This window comes from Mycolicibacter engbaekii (assembly GCF_002101585.1).
Taxonomy (GTDB): Bacteria; Actinomycetota; Actinomycetes; order Mycobacteriales; family Mycobacteriaceae; genus Mycobacterium; species Mycobacterium engbaekii.
Genome location: NZ_LQOT01000008.1, coordinates 46,538 through 73,308 on the forward strand (window position 1 = coordinate 46,538; position 26,771 = coordinate 73,308).

Here is a 26,771-nt window from a genome sequence, read left to right on the forward strand (position 1 = left end):
CTGCCCAGTGGCTGTCCAAGTGCTGTCAAATGACTTTACAAAGTTGCCGTGGGGTCGCTGACGTCGTGGGCCGGCCTGCGCCGTTGTTGCCGTTGGGCTTGACCAGGGCCGCCCAGGCAGCTCACGTTGGCCCTATGCGGCCTAGACGCCGGCGCAGTGAGCCCGGCCGCCGCAACCAGAGTCAACTGGTCGCGGCGGCCGGTTTCGAGGTGAAGCGTGGCCCTGCAGCTACGGCTTCGGGCTGCCGGGGGGAAGGTTGATGATCTGCCCATCGGTGTGCTGGTTGGCACCGTTGATGAATTCAGCGGATCCACCGGCGCCGGGCGACTCGGGCCCACTGTTGTTGACACCGGTGCCGGTGCCGCCGCTACCAGCCGTCACACTGCCGTTGGTCCACGAGCTGCCACCGGGGTGCCCGGCAGCATTGTTCGCACCGACATTGACGTATCCGCCGTCGCCGCCGACACCGCCGACACCAATACCGTCCCCGCCAGTACCGCCCACGACGGTGATATTGGTGGCCTTGGCGTTGGTGCCCAACGCGGTGATCTGCGAGATCCCGTTGTAACTGATACCGCCGCCCTTGCCGCCGTCGACGCCGTTGCCGCCGCTACCACCGGTGGCAGACCCACTGGCCTCCGCACCGGCACCGACAGCCCCGATGCTGCCGCTGGTGCCGTTCCCACCGATCGAGCCGGCACCGACCGCGGCGCCGCCGTTACCACCGGTCACGGTGCCGTGAGCCAAACCGCCGGAAGCGGGGTCGGCGTAGTTACGCCCGGCCCACAGGTTCCCGCCACCAGCGTTACCGCCCACTGCGCCGATCCCATTAGCCGACCCGCCAGTACCACCGGCCGTCTGACCATAGGCAGTGCCGTCACGCTGCGCCTCGATAAACGTGGCGCCGCCGTTGCCGCCGGTACCGCCGTTTACGGCGTCACCACCAGCACCACCGGTCGCCGAACTATCCACACCACCGTCAGCGGTCACCTTGCCACCGCTGAATGCAGTGACCAGGGCACTGCCCCCCAACCCGCCGGCGCTACCGCTGCCGGCGCCGGCACCGCCGTTGCCGCCGGTTGCCACCGCATCAATGATGGTGCCGCCGCTCGCGGCGGCAATGGTGGCCGCACCGCCACCACCGCCGGCACCGCCGTCGGTGCCCTCACCGGCGTGGCCACCGATCGCGGAACTGTTGGTGATCTTGCTGCCTGTCCCGGTCGCGATCAGGCTCGCCGCACCGCCGGCCGCGGTGTCGCTGGCGTCGCCGCCAGTGACCGTGCTGCCGGTAATCACGCCCCCGTCGCTGACGGTGGCCGTGGCCGCGCCGCCGGCGAAATCGGCCGTGTTCTGCCCGCTGGTGACGGTGGTGTTAGTGACGCTGCTGCCGGCGCCATTGACGATCAGCGAGTTGTTTGCACCATTGGCACCGTTAGCACCGTTGGGTCCGCCGTTGAGGCCGTCGCCGCCCTCGACCTCACCGTGGTTGATAGCGCCGCCGTTGAGCGCGGACATGGTCGCCGTGCCGCCTGCACCGCCGTTGCCGCCGCTGCCGGTGGCCGAGCCGGCCCCGCCGTCGCCGCCGGTACCGCCGGTGGCCGTGCTGTCTGAACTGATCGTGCCACCGGTGCTGGTGGAGACGCTGGCGATACCACCGGCACCGCCCTTACCACCGTTGTGGGCATCGCCACCGACCCCACCGGCACCGCCATTGCCGCCGATCGCCCGGCCACTGCCGGCCCCAGCCGCAACATTGGCTCCCGCACCACCGGCACCACCGTTGCCGCCGTTGGTGCCACCGGCACCACCGTTGCCACCGTCACCGCCGACGGTCACTAGATCGGCCCCACTAACGCGGTTGCCCACATTGATGTTCGCCTGGCCACCGGCACCACCGACCGCACCGGCACTACCATCGATGCCGGCGTTACCGCCGTTACCTCCGTTGCCACCGGTAGCAGAGATCTCAGCACCACTGCTGTTGTCACTGTGCGTCCAGTAGATGTAGCCCTGCGCACCGACACCGCCATCGCCCGCATTCACGCCGGTACCACTGTCACCGCCGTTACCGCCGATTGCCGTGGCGCCCTCGAGGATGGAGCCCTCGTCCGAGAAGACCTGACCCTGACCACCGGCACCACCGGTAGCCCCATCGCGGCCGGCGCCACCGTTACCGCCGGTGCCCGCACTGTCTTCGAGCAGACCACCACCGTCGTAGGAGTGGAAGGCCCGCGTCGTACCCATGCCACCGGCACCGCCAATACCACCGGTCGACGCGTCACCACCATCACCACCAGTGGTGATCGAATCCACGATCCGGCCGTTGTAGAACGCCTGGGCCTTGCCCATACCGCCGTCACCACCGGTACCACCAGACGTCGCATCCCCGCCGTCACCACCGATGCCCGTGCTGCCGGTGATCGAACCCTGCGGCGCCCCCGAAGACCGGTCACCACCAGACTGCGAAGCAGTCAGGTAACCATCGCCACCCTTGCCGCCGGTACTACCGATGCCATCAGCGGAACCACCCTTACCACCGAACGCCTCCGTGTCGGAAATGGTGCCACCACTCTTCGCATTGACACTGTCAATGCCGGCATCGATACGCGCACCACCACCCGCACCACCAACACCCGCATTGGTGCCAGCACCGCCATCCCCGGCGGTCGCATGTGAATCAGTCACGCTGGCCGCACCAGTGAAACCGTTCGCACGAACAGCCAACACACGAGCATCGCCACCCGCACCACCAGTGCCACCGTTGGCGCCACCAGCACCACCGTCACCACCAGTCGCCGAGCTCTTAGTAACCGTGCTGCCAGCACCCTCAGCGGTCAAGGTGCCCGTGCCACCAACACCACCGGCGCCACCGGCGGCGGTGCCTGAGCCGGCACCACCGTTACCACCGTTACCACCAGTGGCGGTGGAGTCGGAGCTCACCGTGCCACCGCTGCTGGCGGAGGCGCTGGCTACGCCACCGGCGCCACCCTTGCCGCCGGCGAAGCCCTCACCACCGGCACCACCGGCACCACCGTTGCCGCCGGTGACGGTCCCAACACCCGGCGTAGCCGTGACAGTGGCCCCGGCGCCACCGGCACCACCACTGCCGCCGTCGGTGCCACCCTTACCGCCCGCACCACCACTGCCGCCGTGGGCGCCGTTAGTGCCGCCACCACCGACCCCGCCGGCCCCGCCGTTGGCGGCGTCACCGCCCGCCCCGCCGTTGCCGCCGGCACCGCCGGTGCTCTCCACATCGGACCCGGCAGTGTATTTACCCAGGGAGATGTAGCCCTGCCCTCCGGCGCCGCCGACGCCGCCGGCACCGCCGTTGGTTCCGCCGTTGCCGCCGTTGCCGCCGTTTGCACCGGTGGCCGTGATGACGGCTCCGCTGGTGCTGTTGTCGCTGTGCAAGGTCCAGTAGATGTAGCCCTGCGCACCAGCACCGCCATCGCCCGCATTCACGCCGGTACCACTGTCACCGCCGTTACCGCCGATTGCCGTGGCACCCTCGAGGATGGAGCCCTCATCGGACCAGACATGACCCTGAGCACCATCACCGCCGGAAGCCCCGCCAGAACCGACGCCACCATTACCGCCGATGCCGTCACTGTTGCTGAGCAGACCTCCACCGACCACACCCCCACCGTCATAGGAGTGGAAGGCCCGCGTCACACCCTGACCACCGTCACCACCGAAACCACCGGTGTTGGCATTCCCACCATTACCGCCGGTGGTCACTGAGTCCTCGATCCGGCCGTTGTAGAACGCCTGGGCCTTGCCCATCCCGCCGTCACCACCGGTACCCCCGGTGAGGGCGTTACCACCATCACCGCCCGTCCCGATGCTGCCGGTGATCGAACCCTGTGGTGCCCCCGACGACCGGTCGCCACCAGACTGCGAAGCAGTCAGGTAACCATCGCCACCCTTGCCGCCGGTGCTACCGATGCCATCAGCGGAACCACCCTTACCACCGAAGGCCTCTGTGTCGGAAATGGTGCCACCACTCTTCGCATTGGCACTGTCGATGCCTGCATCGATACGCGCACCACCACCAGCGCCACCGACACCCGCATTGGTGCCGGCACCGCCATCCCCGGCGGCGGCATGTGAATCAGTCACGCTGGCCGCACCAGTGAAACCGTTCGCACGAACAGCCACCACACGAGCATCGCCACCCGCACCACCAGTGCCACCGTTGGCGCCACCAGCACCACCGTCACCACCGGTTGCCGAGCTCTCAGTAACCGTGCCGCCGGCTGCAGCGCTGAGGCTGGCATTGCCACCGGCACCGCCAGTGCCGCCGAGGGCGCCACCCGCGCCAGCCAGACCCCCGACCGCCAAACCCTTGGTCACCGCCGAACCACTTCCGTCGGAGGTGATGGTGGCACTGCCGCCGGCCGCGGTGTCGGACGCGTCGCCGCCTGTCGCGGTGCTGCCGGTGATGGTGGCGCCGTTGGTGGCCTGCACCACGCCGCCGCCGCCTGCATGCCCGGCTCCACCGTCGCCGCCTGTCGCGGTGCTGCCGGTGATGGTGATGCCGGCGTCGGCCGGGTCGGGGCCATTGCTGGTATGGCCGATGCGGCCCTCACCGCCGGCCCCACCGTTGAGGCCGTTGGCGCTGTTCCCACCGTCGCCGCCGCTTGCCGTCCCGCCGGTGATGACGCTGCCGTAGCCGCCGGCGCTGATCCGGCCGGTGCCGCCGGCACCGCCGGTGTAGCCGGTACCGCCGACCGTGGTACCGACACCGCCGTCGCCGCCGCGGGCGTCACCGGTGACCGTGCCGCCGCCGCCATTCTGCATGTCCGCGCGGATCTGGGCGTCGCCGCCGATGCCGCCGGTGCTGCCGAACCCGACGCCGTCGCCACCGTTGCCGCTGATCGCAGTTCCGCCGGCGTGGGCGTTCGCACCGAAAGCGGCAACCTGGGCGTAGAAGGTGTACCCGCCACCCTTACCGCCGTCGAGACCGTCACCACCATCGCCGCCGGTGACCACACTGGTGGCGTCAACCGTGGCACCGCTGCCCGCGGCGTAGATCCGCGCACCGGCACCGGCACCACCGGTCCCACCGTGGCCGCCGTTATCGGCGGTGGCGTCACCGCCGTTACCACCGGTCACGGTGCCTCCGGCCGATCCACCGTCCTGGTAGTAGGAGCCCGTGGCGATACGTGCCGAGCCGCCGAGGCCGCCGACACTGCCGAAGCCTGCGCCATTCCCGCCATCGCCACCGGTCGCAACACCGGTAACCGAGCCGCCGGCGTGAGCGGTGTGAGCGTTCTCCTGGTAGATCGTCCACAGCTCCGAGTAACCCCCGGCGCCGCCCTTGCCGCCGTCCGTGCCGGCACCGCCGTCGCCACCGATTGCCTGCGCGTTGCTGACGCTGCCGTCCAACTGGGCCACCACCTGCGCGTAACCGCCCGCACCGCCGACGCCACCATTGCCGTCCCCTGCGCCGGCGTCGCCACCGGTCACGATGACGTTGGTGACATCGCCGCCCAACCGGCCCACACCCGAAGCAGGCGTCGCCAACGAGGGCAGCGTCCCGCCGGCCATGATGCCGGCCGCACCACCGGCAGCACTGTTCGAACCGTCGCCGCCGGTCACCTTGCTGCCGGTCACGTTGCTGGCGTCGGTGGCCAGGACAGACGCCGCACCACCCGCACCACCACTGCCGGCGTTGCCGCCCGTGACGGTGGTGTCGGTGATGCTGCTGCCCACACCGCTGACCGTCATCGAGCCGTTCGCGCCGTTGACACCGTTGACGCCGTTGGGCCCACCGGCAGACGCGTTGCCACCACTGACCGTGCCGTGGGTGATGATTCCGCCATCAGCAGTCATCGTCGCACTGCCGCCGTCACCACCGTCACCACCGGCGTTGCCCGCCGGGTCGCCGGCACCACCGCCGCCACCGGCACCACCGGTCGCGGTGCCCGAAGCAGTGCCACCGTTGGTCGCGCTGGCCAGACCGGCGCCACCGTCACCTCCATCACCGCCTTGGCCGTCGTGGCTGTTGTCAACGTAGGTGCCACCCGTGCCGCCGGCGCCACCGCTGCCGCCAATGCCTTCCGCACCGCCGTAGCGCGTGCCGGTACCGGCTCCACCGTTGCCGCCGTCACCACCGTTGCCACCGGCTCCACCGGCTCCACCGGCGCCACCAGTGCCACCGGTGCCCGCGGTGCCGTTGCCGCCGTTGCCACCGGATCCGCCGTGACCGCCGTCCACGCTGGCGCCCAGCGAGCCGCCAGCACCACCGGACCCGCCGGCGCCACCGACGCCGTCGCTGGTCCCGCTGGCGGTGCCGAGACCGCCGTTACCGCCGTCGCCGCCGTCGGCACCCGCGCCGCCGTTGCCACCGTGACCGCCGGCACCACCGGTGCCGTTCGCCTGAACATGCGCATCGGCTGGCGAGGTCGCCTGCACATTGCCGCGACCGCCATCGCCGCCGTCGCCGCCGACGGAGCCGTCCGTGCCGTTCTGGCCGCCGTCGCCGCCCTGGCCACCTAGGGCCTTCCCACTGACGCTGTTGCCCGCCCCGGCGCCCGAGGTGCCCTGAATCGAACCGATGCCGCCGTTGCCACCGTCACCGCCGAGGCCCGAGCCGCCGTTACCGCCGGTAGCGCTACCGGTGGCTGTCCCGCTGTTCCAGGACACGACCTGAGCCAGACCACCGTTGCCGCCGGTCGCGCCGGCCACACTGCCCGCTCCGCCATCACCACCGGTCGCGTGGCCTTGGTCGACCGTGCCCTGGCTCAAGGTGATGATCTGTCCGATGCCACCGTCACCGCCGGCACCGCCGGCGGTGCCCACGCCGCCGCTGCCACCGGTCGCGACGCTGTCGGTGACCGAAAGGCCGTTGCCGCCCTGGATTACAGCGCCGCCACCGTTGCCGCCGCTGCTGCCCAGGCCCGTGCCGCTACCACCGGCACCGCCGAAGGCGTGGCCGTTTAGGACGGTGTTGTTGGGCAAGTGATCGTTGTTCTGGTCGATCCCGGCCGTGACCTGCGCCCAGAGACCGTCACCGCCCTGCCCTTGGTCAGCTCCGTTTCCGCCATTACCGGCGGTGGCGCTGCTGTTGGTCACCGAAGAGTTCGCCCCGGCCGCGGCGACGTAGGCCACGCCCCCGTCTCCGCCGGCACCGCCACCGCTCCCGTTGCCACCGCTACCGCCGAGGGCGTCACTGCCGACCACCGCGCCGCCGTAGCTGGCCGCGATCTCCGCATCGCCGCCGGCACCACCGGTGCCACCATTGGTGTCCCCGAACCCGGCGTCACCACCGGTCGCGTCACTGCCGGTCACGGAACTGTTCGCGCCGTTGGCGGTGACCGACGCAGCCCCACCTGCTGCGGTGTCGCTGCCCTTGCCGCCGGTGGCAGAGCTGGTGGCGATGGCACCGCCGTTGGTGGCCGCCACGCTGGCGGTGCCGCCGGCGCCGCCAGTACCGCCGTTGTTGCTGGCACCAGCAACACCGGCGGCTGCGGAGCTGTCAGTCACCACACTGCCCAGGCCATCAGCGGTGATGGACGCAGAGCCGCCGGCGACGTTGTCACTGCCAGCGGTAGCGGTGGCGGAACTGTCGGAGATCGATCCGCGGTTGGTGGCCGCCACTGTCGCACTCGCGCCGGCCGCACCCGACCCAGCGCTGCTGCCGTTACCGCCGTTGCCGCCGTTGGCGCTGCTGTCGTCGACCGAACCATTGTTTTGGCCGTAGACAGCAGCCGCACCACCGACACCGCCATCGGCGCCGTTCTGGCCACCCGCACCACCGTTACCGCCGCGCGCGAAGCTGTCAGTGACGGTGCCGTTGGAACGACCGGAACCACCGATCTCGCCCCGACCACCGGCACCGCCGTCACCCGCGTTGGCCCCGGTCCCACTGGCACCGCCATTGCCGCCGATCCCGGTGCCATTGGTGATGCTGCCCACCGAGAACGAATAGACCGAACCAGTGCCGCCCTTACCGCCGCTGGCACCGTCATAGCCAGCGCCACCGTCACCACCGGTAGCCACACCACCGAAGGTGTCGCCCCCATAAGGAACAAGCTGACCCTGGCCACCGTTGCCGCCGAGGCTGCCCGCACCATCACCAGACCCGCCATTACCACCGGTCGCAACACCACCGGTGGCATTGCCGTCGTAATAGGAGAAGATCGCGCCGGCGCCGCCATTACCGCCCTGGCCGCCATTGGTGGCATCACCACCGCCACCACCTACGGCTTTGCCGTCGGTGACGCTTCCACCAGGCCCACCCTTGGCGTCCCCGCCGGACTGGATCGCCTGCACCCCTCCCCAACCACCGTTACCGCCGACGCTGCCGGTGCCGGTACCGGTCCCACCGTCACCACCCGTGGCCGAGCTGTTGGTCACCACACCCGCAGTCTGGACACCAGCGTTGTCGAGACCACCGTTGACCTGGGCATCACCACCACGACCACCGCTGCCACCAGCGAGCCCGCCGCCACCGTTACCGCCATGAGCCACACCGCTGGCACTAGCCGCACCGTTGGGCTGACCATTGGTCGCGAAATTACCGCGGTACGCGATCACCTCGCCCTTGCCACCGTCGCCACCGACGCCAGCACCGGTCGCCTGGCCACCGTCACCACCGGTAGCACCCGCGCCGGTAGCCGTCGCTGTGCCACCGTTGACACCGCGGATCGACCCGAGGCCACCATCGCCACCGACACTGCCCGCGCCCTCCGCGGCGCCGCCATTACCGCCAGTCGCCGTACCACCAGCACCGCTGGCCGCCTGATCAGCGCCATTGACACCACTGGCAATGATCTCCGCGCCGCCACCCGCACCGGCCACCCCACCGTTGCTACCAGCACCACCATTACCACCGAGAGCATCACCATCAGTGATCTTGCCGCCGCCCGTAGCGCTCACGCTGGCCGCGCCAGCCGAACCGCCGGTGCCACCGGCAGAGCCGACGCCGGCCTGACCGGCCGTCGCCGAACTGCCGGTCACCGTGGTGCCGGCACCGTCAGCGGTCACCGAGGCCGAACCACCAGCGACGGTGGCATTGCCGTTGGTCGCCGTCGCGGTGCTACCCGAGATGGCACCACCATTGGTGGCCATCACATTGGACTCACCACCGTTAGCAGCGTGCTCACCAACACCGGCGTTACCGCCGGAGCCACCCGTGCTGCCCGAACCGGTCGTGCTGCTGCCCGCCAACGCCGTGACATAACCCAGACCACCATCACCACCAACAGCACCAGCGCCAGTGCCCGAACCGCCACTGCCACCCTGCGACGTGCCATTGGCCGTGGCACCAGCACCCAACGCGTTCACCTGACCATTAGCGGCGTTACCACCGGTACCACCGTCGAGGCCTGCACCACCGGCACCACCGGTCGCGCTACCCGACGACTCCGCCCCGACACCGCCGGACAAGATGCTGCCCCGAGCACCGTCACCACCGGTGCCACCACCGGTGGCCTCACCACCGGCACCACCCTGAGCGGTGCCATGCGAGGTACCACCACCAGTGGAGCCGAAGTCCAGCCGGCCGCTCTGGATCACACCATTGCCACCGTCACCGCCGGTGCTACCGCCATCTGCAGTATCACCACCGGCACCACCGGTCGCCGACCCATACGACAAACCACCCGTGCCACTGTCATTGGCGTAGTGACCGGCCTCCAACTCACCGAAGCCACCCTTGCCCGCGTGACCACCATTGGTGGCATCACCACCAACACCACCGGTGGCCACCGCAGAGTTACCGCCGCCGATCACACCACCGGCATGGTCCACCACCAGGAACCCGGCACCACCGTCACCACCGACGCTGCCCGCACCATCACCAGAACCACCAGCAGCACCCGACGCCGAACCCGTGATCGCGCTACCCGCACCAACCGCCGACGCCGCACCCACACCACCAGCACCACCCGTGCCCTGGTTAGTACCAGCACCACCGGCACCACCGGTCACCGTGGTGCCCGTAATCGCCGCACCCTCACTGGCCGCAATAACCGCCGCACCCGCAGCACCACCGACACCACCATCAGAACCCACACCTGCCTGACCGGCCGTCGCCGAACTGCCGGTCACCGTGCTGCCGGCACCGTCAGCGGTCACCGAGGCCGAACCACCAGCGACGGTGGCATTGCCGTTGGTCGCCGTCGCGGTGCTACCCGAGATGGCACCACCATTGGTGGCCATCACATTGGACTCACCACCGTTAGCAGCGTGCTCACCAACACCGGCGTTACCGCCGGAGCCACCCGTGCTGCCCGAACCGGTCGTGCTGCTGCCCGCCAACGCCGTGACATAACCCAGACCACCATCACCACCAACAGCACCAGCGCCAGTGCCCGAACCGCCACTGCCACCCTGCGACGTGCCATTGGCCGTGGCACCAGCACCCAACGCGTTCACCTGACCATTAGCGGCGTTACCACCGGTACCACCGTCGAGGCCTGCACCACCGGCACCACCGGTCGCGCTACCCGACGACTCCGCCCCGACACCGCCGGACAAGATGCTGCCCCGAGCACCGTCACCACCGGTGCCACCACCGGTGGCCTCACCACCGGCACCACCCTGAGCGGTGCCATGCGAGGTACCACCACCAGTGGAGCCGAAGTCCAGCCGGCCGCTCTGGATCACACCATTGCCACCGTCACCGCCGGTGCTACCGCCATCTGCAGCATCACCACCGGCACCACCGGTCGCCGACCCATACGACAAACCACCCGTGCCACTGTCATTGGCGTAGTGACCGGCCTCCAACTCACCGAAGCCACCCTTGCCCGCGTGACCACCATTGGTGGCATCACCACCAACACCACCGGTGGCCACCGCAGAGTTACCGCCGCCGATCACACCACCGGCATGGTCCACCACCAGGAACCCGGCACCACCGTCACCACCGACGCTGCCCGCACCATCACCAGAACCACCAGCAGCACCCGACGCCGAACCCGTGATCGCGCTACCCGCACCAACCGCCGACGCCGCACCCACACCACCAGCACCACCCGTGCCCTGGTTAGTACCAGCACCACCGGCACCACCGGTCACCGTGGTGCCCGTAATCGCCGCACCCTCAGCGGCCGCAATGAACGCCGCACCACCGGCACCACCGACACCACCATCAGAGCCGACGCCGGCATTACCGCCGATCGCGGTGCCGTTGGCACTGCTGGTGCCGTCGGCGGCGATAGAGGCGCCACCGCCCTGGCTGCCGTTGCTACCGGCCGCCGTGGTGGTTCCGTCGTCACCCGCGCTGCCGTTACCGCCGGTGGCACCTCCACTGGCCGTGCCGCCCGGGGCGGCCTGGATCAGTGCACCGCCGCCACCACCGCCGCCACCACCGCCGTGGCCGGCTTCGGTCGCGGTACCGAGAGCCCCCGCACCACCGTCACCACCGAGGCCGGCGGTGACGGTGCCACTGGCTCCTGCGCCGTCGAGGATGGCCGCACCCTTGCCGCCGGCACCGCCAGCGCCACCGCTGCCCGCTGAGCCGGTGGCGGAGCCCAAGCCACCGGTACCACCGGTGCCACCGGTGCCACCACCCTGGGCCAACGCATTGCCGAAGCTGTCGTAGACGATGCCGTCGCCCTGGCCGCCCTGACCGCCCTCACCACCCTGACCGCCGGAGCCGGCCGCACCGGCGTTACCGCCCGCACCACCATTACCGCCAGAGCCGGCCACCAGTGCGGTGCCACCGCCGGCACCCGCGCCACCAGCACCGCCCGCACCGCCGTCGCCGAGGCTGCCACCTGTACCGCCGGTGCCGCCGTCACCACCGCGGTCACCGGGGTTGGCACCGGCGTGGCCGGCACCGCCGGCGCCTCCGTTACCGGCCGGGCCGGTGATCTCGGCGCCGTCGTGGCCGGCCTTGCCGCCGATGGTGCCGCTTCCTGCGGTACCGGCGTGGCCGGCCGAGCCGACCTCGCCGCCCTGGCCACCGTTGCCGCCGTCAACGTGGTTCACGGTGCCGTCGGCGCCCTTACCGCCGTCACCGGCCGTGCCTGCGTCGCCGCCGTTGCCGGCATCGCCGCCGTTGCCCGTCGCGCCGTTCGCACCGCCACCGGTGGACGTGCCGCCGACGCCGCCATTACCGCCGGTGCCACCGTTACCACCGTTGCCGCCGGTGCCACCCGCGCCGCCGTCGCCGTTGCCGCTGTTGTCGAACGTGCCGTCGGCGCCGGTGGCACCCGCGCCACCGCTGCCGCCGGAACCGGCGTTCCCGCCCGCACCCCCGGAACCACCGACGAAGCCGGTGCCACCGGCACCACCGAGGCCACCCGCGCCACCGTTGCTTCCACTCTCGCCGCTGTCGCCGGGGTTGACGCCCGCCTGGCCGGTGTAGCCGGCGCCGCCCGCACCGCCCTTGCCGCCGTCGCCACCGTCACCTTGCGCTGCCCGCGAATTGTCGACCTCTAGACCACCCTGGCCGCCGTTACCACCGGCGCCACCCGTGCCACCGGCCTCGCCGTCGACGCCAGCCGCCGTCGAGTGCGCCCCGGCGTGACCCGCACCGCCGTTGCCGCCGTTGCCACCCGCACCCGCGGTGCCGTCCTGACCGCCGTCGGCCTGGCCACCACGGCCGATGCCACCGACACCGGCCTTTCCGGCGTCGCCACCGGCACCGCCACCGCCACCGGCGTAGCCATCCACGTGTGAGGCGTCGCCATCGGCGCCCTGGGCGCCCGCGCCACCCTTACCGCCGGAGCCGCCGTCGCCACCGTTACCGCCGAGCCCGTCCAGACCCGCCGTGGAGCCCGTGCCGCCGACGCCACCGGCACCACCGGCACCACCATCGGTGCCCGACTCACCGGCACCACCATCGGCACCGGCGACCGTCGCGTTCTCGCCCGCCTGACCGGTATAGCCCTTACCGCCGGCGCCACCGTTACCACCGGCACCACCGGCACCGTCGGCGGCACGCGTGCCATCGGCTTCCTCGCCGCCCAGGCCGCCGTTCCCACCGGCGCCACCGGCCTGACCGGTGCCACCAGCCACACCCGCAGTGTGCGAGTCAGCACCATCGGCGCCGTCCTTACCGGAGCCACCATTACCGCCTACACCGGCAGTGCCGTCGGTGGCACGCCCGCCACCGACCTCTAGGCCGCCACGGCCGGCGTCACCACCCGCACCACCATTGCCACCGGCAGTGCCCGCCGCCAAGCTCGGGTCCCCGGCCGCGTCATACCCGGCGCCACCCGCACCACCGGAGCCACCCTTACCGGCATGCCCGTCCGAACCCGAGGCCGCCTGGGTGGAGCCCGAACTGCCGCCGGCACCACCGGCACCGGCGTTACCCCCATCGCCACCATGGCCACCATTGCCACCGGTGCGGTCCACGGCGGTACCGGCCGTACCGGCGGCACCATCAGCGCCATCCGTGCCCGAACCACCGGCACCACCGACACCACCAGCGCCATGCTCGCCCGCTACGGCACCGCTACCACCGGCGCCACCATCGCCACCGCGGCCACCATCGGTACCCGACACGCCCGGGCCGGCATTCTCGGCCACCGCATCAAATCCGGCACCACCCTTGCCGCCGGCACCACCGCCGCCACCGTCGCCGTCGGCGACACGGTTGACGCCGTCGGCCTTCAGACCACCCTGACCACCGTTACCGCCAGCGCCGCCAGCACCACCGTTGCCGCCGGATTGACCCGCGGTGTGCGAGTCAGCCCCGGCGAAGCCCGCACCGCCGCCACCACCAGCACCACCGACACCCGCCGCACCGTCGGCGCCGTTGGCCGCCGCACCGGTGCGGCCCACGCCGCCGGCACCACCGGCACCGGCGTTACCACCGGCACCACCGACGCCACCGTCACGACCATCGACATGCCCGGCGTCACCGGCCGCACCCGCCGCACCCTTGCCACCGGCACCACCGGAGCCGCCGGCACCACCGGCACCACCAAGACCCTGCAGGCCCGCGGTCGAACCCGTACCCCCAGCACCACCGGCGCCACCGGCGCCACCGTTGGTGCCCGACTCCCCGGCACCACCATCGGCACCGGCCAATACCGCGTCGGCACCGGTCTTACCGGTGTAGCCGGCACCACCCTTGCCGCCGTCACCACCGGCACCACCCACGCCGTCGGTAGCCCGCACGCCACCCACGTTGAGACCACCCAGGCCACCGTTACCACCGGCGCCACCAGCACCACCATTGCCACCGGAAACACCCGCACCGGTCGAGGCAGCACCGGCGAAGCCCGCACCGCCGCCACCACCGGCGCCACCGACACCGGCCACACCATTGGCGCCGTTGGCCGCCGCACCGGTGCGGCCCACGCCCCCGGCACCACCGGCACCGGCGTTACCACCGGCACCACCGACGCCACCGTCACGACCATCGACATGCCCGGCGTCACCGGCCGCACCCGCCGCACCCTTGCCACCGGCACCACCGGAGCCGCCGGCACCACCGGCACCACCAAGACCCTGCAGGCCCGCGGTCGAACCCGTACCCCCAGCACCACCGGCGCCACCGGCGCCACCGTTGGTGCCCGACTCCCCGGCACCACCATCGGCACCGGCCAATACCGCGTCGGCACCGGTCTTACCGGTGTAGCCGGCACCACCCTTGCCGCCGTCACCACCGGCACCACCCGCACCGTCGGTGGCCCGCACGCCACCCACGTTGAGACCACCCAGGCCACCGTTACCACCGGCGCCACCAGCACCACCATTGCCACCGGAAACACCCGCACCGGTCGCGGCCGCACCGGCGAAGCCCGCACCACCCTTACCACCGGCGCCGCCGACACCCGCGGTGCCGTTCACCCCGTTGGCCGCCTGGACACCGGCGCCGCTGAGGCCACCCACACCGGCCTTGCCCGCGTCGCCGCCCGCACCACCGTTACCGCCCGCGGTGCCATCCACATGGCTGGCCGTGCCGTCGACACCGGCCGCGCCCGCCGCGCCGGCACCACCGTTACCGCCGTTGCCGCCGACCCCGCCCGCGCCGGCCGCACCATTGTTGGCGCCCTGCCCACCGACACCACCGACACCACCGTTGCCGCCCGCACCGCCGTTGGTGCCGCTGGCCCCCGGCGTCGCTCCGGCTACGCCGGCAAGACCGTTGCCGCCCTTACCGCCGGCGCCACCGGCACCACCATCACCCCGCGTGGCCCGACTGCCGTCGGTCTCCAAACCACCCAGGCCGCCGTTGCCCCCGGCGCCACCGGCGCCGCCGTTGGTGCCGTCGATGCGCCCGGTCGATCCGTTGACACCGTCGAAGCCCTTGCCGCCGGCGCCGCCCTTGGCGCCGACTCCGGCCGAGCCATCCGAGCCGCTCGCGGCGCTGGTTCCGTTGCCGCTGTCACCACCGGCGCCGCCCTTGCCGGCGTTGCCACCGGCACCACCGGCCTGGCCTGCCGTGCCGTCGACGTGGTTGGCGGTACCCGCGGCGCCGTCGGCGCCCTGCGCCCCGTCACCACCGGACCCGCCGTTACCACCGACGCCACCCACGCCGTGTTGGCCCGCGACGGTTCCGGTGCCGCCGACACCTCCGGCGCCACCCGCGCCACCGTTGCCGCCGTGCTCGCCGGCCGCCCCGGCGACACCGCCGTTCAAGCCCTCGTATCCGGCACCACCTGCACCACCGGCGCCGCCGTCACCACCATGACCGGAGGCCGCACGGGAGTTGTCGGTGTTGAAACCGCCCAGACCACCATTGCCGCCGGCCCCACCGGCCTGGCCCGTGCCGCCGTGGGGATCGGCCTGCGTTCCGGCGTTGCCGTCTTGCCCATCGGAGCCGTCGCCGCCGTTGCCGCCGACGCCGGCCGCTCCCGACGCCGCCCGGAAACCGTTGGCCTGCATACCGCCCACGCCGGCGTTTCCACCGGCGCCGCCGTTGCCGCCCGCAGTGCCCGAGGCCGCGCCGTTGTCCGAAGCGGCGTCGTACCCGGCGCCTCCGGCGCCACCGTTTCCGCCCTTACCGGCGAGGCCGTTGGCGCCGTTGGCGGCGTAGTTGCCATTGCCGGAAGACCCGCCGGCGCCACCGGCGCCCGCGTCACCACCGTTGCCGCCGTTGCCGCCGGCACCGCCGTCGGGGTTGGCCGCGGTGCCCGCCGCACCGACACCACCGTGCGCGCCGTCGGTACCGCTACCACCCGCACCGCCGACACCACCCGTGCCGTGCACACCCGCAATGGCGCCGGTGCCACCGACACCGCCGTCACCGCCGGCACCACCCTTGCCACCCGAAGTGCCGGCTGCCGCGCCGGCGGTCACCGCGTTGTACCCGGCGCCACCCTTACCGCCGGCACCACCGTCGCCGCCAAGACCCTGCACGGCGCGGGAGAGGCCATCGGCCTCGAGGCCACCCTGACCGCCATTTCCGCCGGCCCCACCGTTGCCACCGGCCTTGCCGGCCGTGATCAGCGCATTGCCCGCCGCCCCGGCAGCGCCGTCCTTACCGTCACCGCCGTCGCCGCCGGCACCGGCCGCGCCGGAGGCCGCGCGGGTGCCATCGGCCTCCATGCCGCCACGGCCCGCATCGCCACCAGCACCACCGTTGCCACCCGCCGTACCCGCCGCGGCGGTGCCGTCCGACGCCGCGTCGTAACCGGCGCCACCGGCGCCACCGTTGCCGCCCTTACCGGCGCTGCCCGCCGTGCCACCGGCAGCCTGCTGGCCACCGGCGCCGACGCCCCCGGCACCGGCAAGACCGGCGTCACCACCAGAGCCACCGGCCTGACCGGCCGAGCCGTCCGGATTATCCGCAGTGCCCGCCGCACCACTGGCGCCGTCGACACCGACCCCACCGTCGCCACCGTTGCCGCCGAGACCACCGGCGCCCTGCGTACCGGCCGCACCGGCAGCGCCGGTGCCCATGAACCAGCCACCGGCGCCACCCTTGCCGACAGTTCCGGCCGTACCGCCGTCGCCACCGACACCGCCGTTACCGCCACCCTCGCCGTCCGCGCCCGCTACAGCACCGTCGGCACCGACAGCGCCGTGACCACCGGCGCCACCATTGCCGCCGTCACCGGCAGCGCCACCGCGACCGCCGGAGCCGAACAGGTAGGCACCCTTGCCGCCGTCGCCGCCGTTACCGCCGTTTCCGCCGTCGCCGCCGTTGCCGCCGTTGCCATCGCCCCCATTGGCGAAGCTGCCGGCCAGGCCCGCGGCACCGGTGAAGCCGTCGCCACCGCCACCGCCGGCACCGGCGGTGCTGAACACGCCCCACAAAGCGGCATCGCCGCCGGCGCCGCCATTGCCCCCGGGCGTGCCCAGGGTGGTCGCCGTCCCGCCCTCACCACCGTTTCCACCGCTGCTGAACCAGGAGTACAGGCCCGCGGATCCGCCATTGCCACCGTTGCCGCCGCCGATGCCGTCACCGCCGTCGCCACCGTTGCTCCACCAGCCGAAGAGGCTGCCGGTGCCACCGTTGCCGCCGGCAAATCCGTCGCCGCCATCACCGGCGTTGCTGCCCAACGAGAACCAGCCGACGTTGCCGCCCTTACCGCCGTTACCGCCATTGCCGCCGACAACGCTCACACCGCCCAGACCGCCGTCGCCGGCGTCGCTGAACCAGGCGAGGAGTGCGCCGTCGCCGCCGGCGCCGCCGAAGCCGCCATCGCCACCGCCGGCACCGCCGGCGCCGGCCTGGCTGAACGCCGCAAACCAGCCGGCAGCCCCACCATCGCCCCCGGAGCCGCCGAAGATGCCGTCACCACCGGCACCGCCATCACCACCGAACAGGCCGCCCTGACCACCGGCACCACCGTCGAACAGGCCGTCCGTGCCGTCGGCGTCCCATCCGTCACCGCCGGAACCCCAGATCCAGCCGCCGGCCGCACCGTTGGGGTTGAGGGCCGTGCCGTCGGCGCCGTCACCGAACGGGCGCAGCCAGTCGATGTCGCCCCAGTTGAAGGTGGCGCCTGCGGAGCCCGGCAGGTCGAGCGGATCCGCTCCGATGCCGGCCACGGTCAGATCCGCCAAGATCGTGTCCCACACGGCTTGGTCGCCGAGGTTGTCGAAGAACGGTGACCAGCTGGCCTGGTCGAAGACCACGGTCCAGGCCTCCTGGTCGACCCAGTTGGCGCTCAGACCCGCAACCGCGGTCGCCAGTTCCTCCCCGAGCAGGTCGAACCAGACGTCTTCGATGTCGGCGTGTGCCGTCGGGGCCGGCGACCAGGGCCCTAATCCGAAGGTCAGGAACGCACTGATGGCGCTTCCTGCCCCGAAAATCCGGCTGCGACGACCCTGAGAGCGACCCTGACGATGGCGAGCCATATGGCTGATCCCCTTAACTGAAACACAACTACGGCACAGACGAAGGGGACGTTAACACAAATTCTCGTTCGGTCAACCGGAGTGCACCTTCGCAGACGGGCCGCCATAACTAGATCTAGTGACCCACAATTTGAGCCTGCAAATCTGCACACGTGCACATTTATCTGGACTGGCAACCGGGATTTAAGCGCTCCACGGCGCGCACCAGGGACATCAGAAATCCTCAGCAAACGCTTGCTGCGGTTAGCGGAGTTTGCTGGCTACCGTCGACGGCGCGGCGGCGCGCTCCACGGCACGAAGGGCGGCGGCGCCGACTCGGGACGCGCCGAAGACGGGCACACAGGCCGCTCGCAGGAAACCGGCTGACGGGCCGCCGCGGCGACCACGGCCCGGACCTCATCGGGCTGGTCGCGGCGGCGGGTCGGCGTCAACCGGGGGTCAAAACGAAGCAGCACCGGCTGCGCCAATGGCGCAGCCGGTGCTGAACTGGATGACTAACGGGTTACTACTGCTCCTGGCAGAGGTCGTCCAAGACGTCGATCTGGCCACGCAGCTGGTCGCGCAGCGGCTGCTGCACCTCGTCGTCGGGGGCGTGCCCAGCCAGGTAGTTGATGCTCAGCGCCTCCAGGGTGTCGGCCATGTCGCCCACGGCCTTGGCCAGGTCTGCCGGAGTGGCGGGGCTGGACTGCAGGTTCTGGTGCAGGAAGGCGCCGCCGGCGAACAGCGAGAGGCGCGCGTTGGTGCCCACCGCGAGGTCACCGGCCAGGTCGCCCGGAACCGGGTTCTGCAGGTTGGTGTTGAACTGGGTGCCCTGACGCACGACTGCCTGCGAGTTGCAGATCTTGGCCTTGGCTTCGGCACGCTGGTCGTCGGAGAACTTCTGGCCCGTCGACGGGTGGAACCACCCGAGGATGGCCAGAACGATGCCGATCACAGCCAGCGCAAGCGCGGCGATCGTGGGCACCGACAGCGCCGAGGCGGAAGTGGAAGATTGCGGAAAACCCGCGCTCTTGGGCTTGGCGGAGGACGTTTCGCTAGGAGAGGTCTCAGGCATTGCGCGATAGTAACGGGGCAGGTCCGTTTAGTCACGCCGAATGGGGATCTGGCGCGTTGCCGGTACCCTCATGTGCGATGTTGAGCACCGAGCTGCAGACCACACCGCGCCGCCTCACCGGTTGGGGCCGCACCGCGCCAAGCGTGGCGCAGGTGTTGTCGACCCCGGATGTAGAGGTCATCGCGAGCGCCGTCGCCCGCGCGGCCGAGCAGACAGGCCGTGGCGTGATCGCCCGCGGGCTGGGCCGCTCGTACGGCGACAACGCGCAGAACGGCGGCGGCCTGGTGGTCGACATGACCGCGGTCAACCGGATCCATTCGATCTCGGCGGATCGCGGCATCGTCGACGTCGACGGCGGCGTGAGCCTGGACCAGTTGATGAAGGCCGCCCTGCCCTTCGGGTTGTGGGTTCCGGTGTTGCCGGGCACCCGGCAGGTCACCATCGGCGGGGCGATCGCCTGTGACATCCACGGCAAGAACCACCACAGCGAAGGCAGCTTCGGTAACCACGTGCGGTCCATCGACCTGCTGACCGCCGACGGTTCGGTGCGCCACCTCGAACCGGACAGCCCCGACAAGGACACGGCCGCGCTGTTCTGGGCCACCGTCGGCGGCAACGGCCTGACCGGCATCATCCTGCGCGCCACCATCGCCATGACGCCCACCGAGACGGCGTACTTCATCAACGACGGCGACAACACCAGCACGCTGGACGAGACCATCGCCTTCCACAGTGACGGCAGCGAGGCCAACTACACCTATTCCAGTGCCTGGTTCGACGCGATCAGCCCGCCGCCGAAGCTGGGTCGCGCCACCATCACCCGCGGGCGCCTGGCCCGGCGCGACGAGCTGCCCAAGAAGCTGGCGCGCAACCCGCTGAAGTTCGACGCACCGCAGTTGATGACGGTGCCCGACATCTTCCCCAACGGGCTGATGAACAAGTTGAGCCTGAGCACCATCGGCGAGCTGTACTACCGCCGCGGCGGCCACTACCGCGGCAAGGTGCAGAACCTGACGCAGTTCTATCACCCGCTGGACCTGCTGGGTGAGTGGAACCGCGGCTACGGTTCGGCCGGCTTCGCGCAGTACCAGTTCCTGGTGCCCACCGAGGCCGTCGAGGAATTCAAGAGCATCATCGTCGATATCCAGGCCAGCGGGCACTACTCGGCCCTGAACGTGTTCAAGCTGTTCGGGCCGGCCAACGACGCGCCGCTGAGCTTCCCGATGCCCGGCTGGAACGTGTGCCTGGACTTCCCGATGAAACCCGGCCTCAACGAGCTGCTCAACGAGCTCGACCGGCGGGTGCTGGAATTCGGCGGGCGGCTCTACACCGCCAAGGACTCGCGCACCACCGCGGAGAACTTCCACGCCATGTACCCCCGCATCGATGAGTGGATCGCGGTGCGCCGCAAGGTGGATCCCGACGGGGTCTTCGCCTCCGATATGGCCCGACGTTTGGAGCTTGTGTAGATGGTGTTCGACGCGACCGGTAATCCCCAGTCGATTCTGCTGCTGGGCGGTACCTCCGAGATCGGCCTGGCGATCTGTGCGCGCTACCTGCGCAACGCCTCGGCGAGCGTGGTGCTGGCCTGCCTGCCCGGCGACCCGGGCCGGGACGGGGCGAAGGCACAGATGGAGGCCGCCGGCGCGAAGTCGGTGCGGATCATCGACTTCGACGCGCTGGACACCGCGAGCCATCCGGCGATGATCGACGCCGCCTTCAGCGACGGCGACATCGACGTGGCGGTGGTTGCCTTCGGCATGGACGCCGACGCCGAGGAGCTGTGGCACAACCAGGCCAAGGCAGTGCAGGTCGCTGAGATCAACTACACCGCAGCGGTTTCGGTCGGTGTGCTGCTCGCGGGCAAGATGAGCGCCCAGGGCTTCGGTCAGATCATCGCGATGAGCTCGGTGGCCGGCGAGCGGGTCCGCCGGACCAACTTCGTCTACGGGTCCACCAAAGCCGGCCTGGACGGTTTCTACCTGGGCCTGGGCGAGGCGCTTCGCGAGGACGGGGTGCGGGTGCTGGTGATCCGGCCCGGGCAGGTGCGCACCCGGTTCTCCGCGCACGTCAAGGAAGCCCCGTTGACCGTCGACAAAGAAGACGTCGCCGAACTTGCGGTGACCGCGGCGGCCAAGGGTAAGGAAATCGTCTGGGCGCCAGGGGCGTTCCGCTACGTCATGATGGTGCTGCGGCACGTTCCGCGGGCGATCTTCCGCCGGCTGCCCATCTGATGCGCACCGCGCTGACCACCGTCGGTCAGATGATGCTGGCCGCCGCGGTGGCCGTCGTCGTCGCGGTGGTCGCGCTGACGGCGATCGCGCGGGTGCAATGGCCGGCGTACCCGTCGTCGAATCAACTGCACGCCCTGACCACGGTGGGGCAGGTCGGCTGCCTGGCCGGGCTGGCCGGGGCGGCGTTGTTGTGGCGGCGTGGCCGCCAGGTGTTGGCCTGGCTCGCCGCGGTGGTGTTCGTCTCGGCGTTCTCCGTGGTCACCCTGGCGATGCCGCTGGGTGCCACCAAGCTCTACCTGTTCGGGATCTCGGTAGACCAGCAGTTCCGCACCGAATACCTGACCCGGCTGGCCGACAGCCCGCGGCTTCACGACATGACCTACCTGGGGCTGCCGCCCTACTACCCGCCGGGCTGGTTCTGGCTCGGGGGGCGGGCCGCGGCCTTGACCGGTACGCCGGCCTGGGAGATGTACAAGCCGTGGGCCATCACCTCGATGGCGATCGCCGCCGCCGTGGCCCTGGTGCTGTGGAACAAGATGGTGCGCTTCGAGTACGCGGTGTTGGCCACCATCGCCGCAACCGCGGTGACATTGGCCTACAGCTCCCCGGAGCCCTACGCGGCCATGATCACCCTGCTGGCGCCCCCGGTGCTGATCCTGGCCTGGTCGGGACTGCGGGCAGCCGGCCGGGGCTGGGCGGCGCTCGTCGGTACCGGTGTCTTCCTGGGTTTCGCCGCCACCTTCTACACCCTGCTGGTGGCCTACAGCGCCTTCACGGTGATCTTGATGGCTGTGCTGGTGGCGGGCTCGCGCGCGCTCCGGCGTGCCGGCCTTCGGGCCACCCTGGAACCGCTGGCACGGCTGGCGGTGATCGGCGTGATCGCCGCGGCCATCGCCTCGATCACCTGGACGCCCTACCTGCTGGCGGCGCTGCACCATCCGGTCGGCGAGACCCGCGGCGCCCTGCATTACCTGCCCCGCGACGGCGCCGAGCTGAGCTTCCCGATGCTGCAGTTCACCCTGTTGGGGGCGCTGTGCCTGCTGGGCACCCTGTGGTTGGTGGTCCGCGCCACCGAGTCGACCCGGGCCGGTGCGCTGGCGATCGGCGTCGTCGGCGTCTACCTGTGGTCGTTGCTGTCGATGCTGTCCACCCTGGCGCGCACCACACTGCTGAGCTTCCGGCTGCAGCCGACGCTGACGGTGCTGCTGGCCACCGCCGGGGTCTTCGGCTTCATCGAGGGGGCCCGCGCGCTCGGCGGGGCCGCCCGCGGCTGGCACCGCATCGTCTACCCGGCGGCGACGGCGGTGGGGGTGGCCGGGGCGATCGCCTTCAGCCAGGACATCCCCGAGGTGCTGCGGCCCGACATCACCGTCGCCTACACCGACACCGACGGGCACGGCGAGCGCGGTGACCGCAGACCGCCGGGCGCGGCGAAGTACTACGAGGCCGTCGACGCCGCCATCACCGCGGCCACCGGGAGGCCGCGGGACCAGACGGTGGTGCTCACCGCCGACTACAGCTTTTTGTCCTACTACCCCTATTGGGGGTTCCAGGGCCTGACCCCGCACTACGCCAACCCGCTGGCCCAGTTCTCCGCGCGCGCCGCCGCGATCGAGGCTTGGTCCAAGCTGGAGACGGCCCACCAGTTCACCCGCGCGCTCGACGCCTTGCCGTGGCCGGGGCCCACGGTGTTCCTGATGCGGCCCGGTGCCGGTGACACCTACACGCTGCGGCTGGCCAAGGACGTCTACCCCAACCATCCCAACGTGCGGCGCTACACCGTGGAACTCGACGCGGCGCTGTTCGACGGCCCGCAGTTCCGCGTCCAGGAGATCGGTCCGTTTGTGCTTGCCATCCGCACCTGACAGACGCCGCCGAACGCCCCGATAGCATCTGCTCCGTGACCGAAACGTGCGCCGACTACCGGATCGCTCGGGCCGTCGCCGTCGTCGCCGGCGTGCTGGGCAGCCTTCTGGCAATCCTGACCCCGTTGTTACCGGTCAAACAGACCACCGCAGAACTCAATTGGCCGCAGAACGGCGTGCTGAGCAGCGTGCAGGCTCCGCTGATCAGCTACGTGGCGACCGACCTGGACATCAGCGTGCCGTGCCAGGCGGCGGCCGGGCTCACCCCGAGCAAGTCGGTGCTGCTGTCCACGGTGCCCAAGCAGGCGCCCAAGGCTGTCGACCGGGGCCTGCTAATCCAGCGCGTCAACGACGACCTGGTTCTGGTGGTGCGCAACGTGCCGGTGGTGGTGGCGCCGCTGTCGGCGGTGCTCGGCCCGGACTGCCAGAAGCTCACCTTCACCGCGCACGCCGACCGGGTCACCGCCGAGTTCGTCGGCCTCAAGTACGGCCCCAACGCCGAGCATCCCGGCTCGCCGCTGACCGGGACCCGCAGCGGCTATGACTTCCGGCCGCAGATCGTCGGCGTCTACACCGATCTGAGCGGGCCGGCGCCGGCCGGGCTGGAGTTCTCCGCCACCGTCGACACCCGCTACTCGAGTGCACCGACCGCCCTCAAGCTGGCGGCGATGATCCTGGGCGTGGCGCTGACCATCGCCGCCCTGATCGCCCTGCATGTGCTCGACACCGCCGACGGCATGCGGCACCGGCGATTCCTGCCGGCCCGCTGGTGGTCGGCCTCGCCGCTGGATGTGCTGGTCACGGCGGTGCTGGTGTGGTGGCACTTCGTCGGCGCCAATACCAGCGACGACGGCTACATCCTGACCATGGCGCGGGTGTCGGAGAACGCCGGCTACATGGCCAACTTCTATCGTTGGTTCGGCACCCCTGAAGCGCCGTTCGGCTGGTACTACGACCTGCTGGCGCTGTGGGCACACGTCTCGACCAGCAGCATCTGGATGCGGCTGCCCACCCTGATCATGGCGCTGGCCTGTTGGTGGCTGATCAGCCGCGAAGTCATCCCCCGGCTGGGCCACGCCGTCAAGCACAGTCAGGCTGCGGCCTGGACCGCGGCCGGCATGTTCCTGGCGTTCTGGCTGCCGCTGAACAACGGCCTGCGCCCCGAGCCGATCATCGCGCTGGGCATCCTGGCGACCTGGTGCTCGGTGGAGCGTGCGGTGGCCACCAGCAGGCTGTTGCCGCTGGCGATCGCCTGCATCATCGGCGCGATGACGCTGTTCTCCGGTCCCACCGGGATCGCGTCGATCGGCGCGCTGCTGGTGGCGATCGGGCCGCTGCGCACGATCTTGCACCGCCGCTCCAAGCAGTTCGGGCTGGCGCCGCTGCTGGCGCCGATCGCCGCGGCGGTCAGCATCACCGCGATCGTGATCTTCCGCGACCAGACCCTGGCCGGGGAGATCGAGGCCAGCACGCTGAAGTCTGCGGTAGGCCCGAGCCTGGCCTGGTTCGAGGAGCACGTCCGCTACGAGCGGCTCTTCCTGGCCACCCCCGACGGTTCGGTGGCGCGCCGCTTCCCGGTGCTGGCCCTGGCGCTCGCCTTGGCGGTGTCGGTGGCCGTGGCGCTGCGCAAGGGCCGGATTCCCGGCACCGCGGCCGGCCCGAGCCGGCGCATCATCGGGATCACCATCATCTCGTTCATCGCGATGATGTTCACCCCCACCAAGTGGACGCACCACTTCGGCGTGTTCGCCGGCCTCGCCGGGTCGCTGGGCGCGCTGGCCGCCGTCGCGGTGAGCGCCGCGGCGATGCGCTCCCGGCGCAACCGGACGCTGTTCACCTCGGTGGTGCTGTTCATCACCGCCCTGTCGTTCGCCAGCGTCAACGGCTGGTGGTACGTCTCCAACTTCGGGGTGCCGTGGTCCAACGCCTTCCCCAAGTGGCATCTGGCCTTCGCCACCATCGGGGTGGGGCTGACGGTGGCCGCCGCACTGGTGGCCGCGTGGTTCCACTTCCGCAACGGCGCCGAGCGCACGCCGCGCTGGACGGCGCTGTCCGGCTATCCGCTGGCCATCGCGTCCTGGCTGCTGATCGTGTTCGAGGTGGTCTCGCTGACCGCCGCGATGATCGGGCAGTACCCCGCCTGGACCGTGGGCCGCTCCAATCTGTCCGCCATCCCGGTCCTGGGATCCGGCCGGACCTGCGGGCTGGCCGACGACGTGCTGGTGGAGCAGGACCCCACCGCCGGAATGCTCAGCCCGATCGACAGCCCGGTCTCAGAGGCCCTGAGTGCGGGGTACGCCGCCGGGTTCATGCCCAACGGGATCCCCGACGACGTCTCGGCCGACCAGGTGATCGGCCCGCCCGGCCTGGGCCGGCTGGCCGACGACGACGCGCAGGTAGCCGGCGGCGAGGCCGGTACCGAAGGCGGCACCACCGCGGCCGAGGGGGTCAACGGCTCCCGGGCCCGGCTGCCCTACAAGCTCGACCCCGCCCGGGTGCCGGTGCTCGGCAGCTGGCGTCCCGGCCTTCAGGTGCCCGCGTTGCTGCGGTCTGCCTGGTACCGGTTGCCCGCCGACCGGGCCAACGCGGGACCGCTGCTGGTGGTGGCGGCCGCCGGACGCTTCGACCGCGGCGAGGTCACCGCGCAGTGGGCCACCGAGGCCGGCGCCGCCAACGACAAGCCGGGCGGCACCGTGCAGTTCGGGGACATCGGTGCGGTCCCGGCATGGCGCAACCTGCGCGCGCCCATGTCGTCGATCCCCGCCGAGGCCACCCGTATCCGGCTGGTGGTCCGCGACGACGACCTGGCTCCGCAGCACTGGATCGCGGTGACGCCGCCGCGTGTCCCGCAGCTGAGCACTCTGCAGGAAGTGGTGGGTTCCTCGGACCCGGTGCTACTGGACTGGCTGGTCGGCCTGGCGTTCCCCTGCCAGCGCCCGTTCGGTCACCAGAACGGGGTGACCGAGGTGCCCAAGTGGCGGATTCTGCCGGACCGGTTCGGCGCCGAGGCGAACTCGCCGGTGATGGACAACAACGGCGGCGGCCCGCTGGGTATCACCGAGCTGCTGGTGCGTGCGACCACCGTGCCCAGCTACCTCAACCACGACTGGTTCCGCGACTGGGGCGCTCTGCAACAGTTGACGCCGTACTATCCGGCGGCCACACCGGCGCAACTGGAACTGGGTACCGCCGTGCGGTCGGGGTTGTGGAGCCCGGCTCCGCTGCGGCACTGAGTTCCGTCACGCTTTTCACACGGCTGTCGGGTGTCCCAGTGGCCGCATCCGTCACCGGGGTCGGTGGGTGTGAGGGTTGCCCACCTCTGAGCGACTAACGCCGGTGGCCGCATCTGTCACCGGGGTCGGTGGGTGTGGGAGTTGCCCACCTCTGAGCGACTAACGC

Annotated in this window: 7 protein-coding genes; 5 read left to right on the forward strand and 2 right to left on the reverse strand. The window is 71.1% G+C overall.

What is annotated here, in order from left to right; genetic code table 11:
• Nucleotides 1-228: 228 nt before the first annotated feature.
• Complete coding sequence (locus AWC02_RS22795; RefSeq protein ID WP_165757811.1) at nucleotides 229-13,317, reverse strand: beta strand repeat-containing protein; 13,089 nt, start codon at nucleotides 13,315-13,317, stop codon at nucleotides 229-231.
• On the opposite strand from AWC02_RS22795, the gene AWC02_RS22800 reads away from it, so the two are divergent.
• A complete protein-coding gene (locus tag AWC02_RS22800; protein ID WP_165757812.1) occupies nucleotides 13,204-17,973 on the forward strand; it encodes a beta strand repeat-containing protein in 4,770 nt (1,589 codons plus the stop codon). The genes AWC02_RS22795 and AWC02_RS22800 overlap by 114 nt on opposite strands.
• A 751-nt stretch (nucleotides 17,974-18,724) precedes the next feature.
• Here the strand turns inward: AWC02_RS22800 and AWC02_RS01250 are convergent.
• Nucleotides 18,725-19,273, reverse strand: coding sequence for a hypothetical protein (locus tag AWC02_RS01250; RefSeq protein WP_237160277.1), 549 nt, complete (start codon nucleotides 19,271-19,273; stop codon nucleotides 18,725-18,727).
• A 77-nt stretch (nucleotides 19,274-19,350) separates the two neighbouring features.
• On the opposite strand from AWC02_RS01250, the gene AWC02_RS01255 reads away from it, so the two are divergent.
• From AWC02_RS01255 to AWC02_RS01270, 4 genes are read left to right on the forward strand one after another with little or no spacing between them, the layout of a single operon-like run.
• Nucleotides 19,351-20,742 carry a decaprenylphosphoryl-beta-D-ribose oxidase gene (locus tag AWC02_RS01255; protein ID WP_085126465.1) on the forward strand — a complete coding sequence of 464 codons (1,392 nt, stop codon included), beginning with the start codon at nucleotides 19,351-19,353 and terminating at the stop codon, nucleotides 20,740-20,742.
• Entirely contained in the window at nucleotides 20,743-21,507 is a 765-nt protein-coding gene (locus tag AWC02_RS01260; protein WP_085126467.1) for a decaprenylphospho-beta-D-erythro-pentofuranosid-2-ulose 2-reductase, read from the forward strand.
• Complete coding sequence (locus AWC02_RS01265) at nucleotides 21,507-23,372, forward strand: galactan 5-O-arabinofuranosyltransferase (RefSeq protein WP_085126469.1); 1,866 nt, start codon at nucleotides 21,507-21,509, stop codon at nucleotides 23,370-23,372. Before AWC02_RS01260 ends, AWC02_RS01265 begins: the two co-directional genes overlap by 1 nt.
• A complete protein-coding gene (locus AWC02_RS01270) occupies nucleotides 23,369-26,605 on the forward strand; it encodes an arabinosyltransferase domain-containing protein (RefSeq protein WP_237160278.1) in 3,237 nt (1,078 codons plus the stop codon). Before AWC02_RS01265 ends, AWC02_RS01270 begins: the two co-directional genes overlap by 4 nt.
• Nucleotides 26,606-26,771: the final 166 nt, after the last annotated feature.

What these genes read in the sequence shown, in the direction of transcription:
- AWC02_RS22800 (WP_165757812.1), top strand. Translation starts at nt 13,204, where the DNA reads ATGCCCGTCCGAACCCGAGGCCGCCTGGGTGGAGCCCGAACTGCCGCC.
- AWC02_RS01250 (WP_237160277.1), bottom strand. Translation starts at nt 19,273, where the DNA reads ATGCCTGAGACCTCTCCTAGCGAAACGTCCTCCGCCAAGCCCAAGAGC.
- AWC02_RS01255 (WP_085126465.1), top strand. Translation starts at nt 19,351, where the DNA reads ATGTTGAGCACCGAGCTGCAGACCACACCGCGCCGCCTCACCGGTTGG.
- AWC02_RS01260 (WP_085126467.1), top strand. Translation starts at nt 20,743, where the DNA reads ATGGTGTTCGACGCGACCGGTAATCCCCAGTCGATTCTGCTGCTGGGC.
- AWC02_RS01265 (WP_085126469.1), top strand. Translation starts at nt 21,507, where the DNA reads ATGCGCACCGCGCTGACCACCGTCGGTCAGATGATGCTGGCCGCCGCG.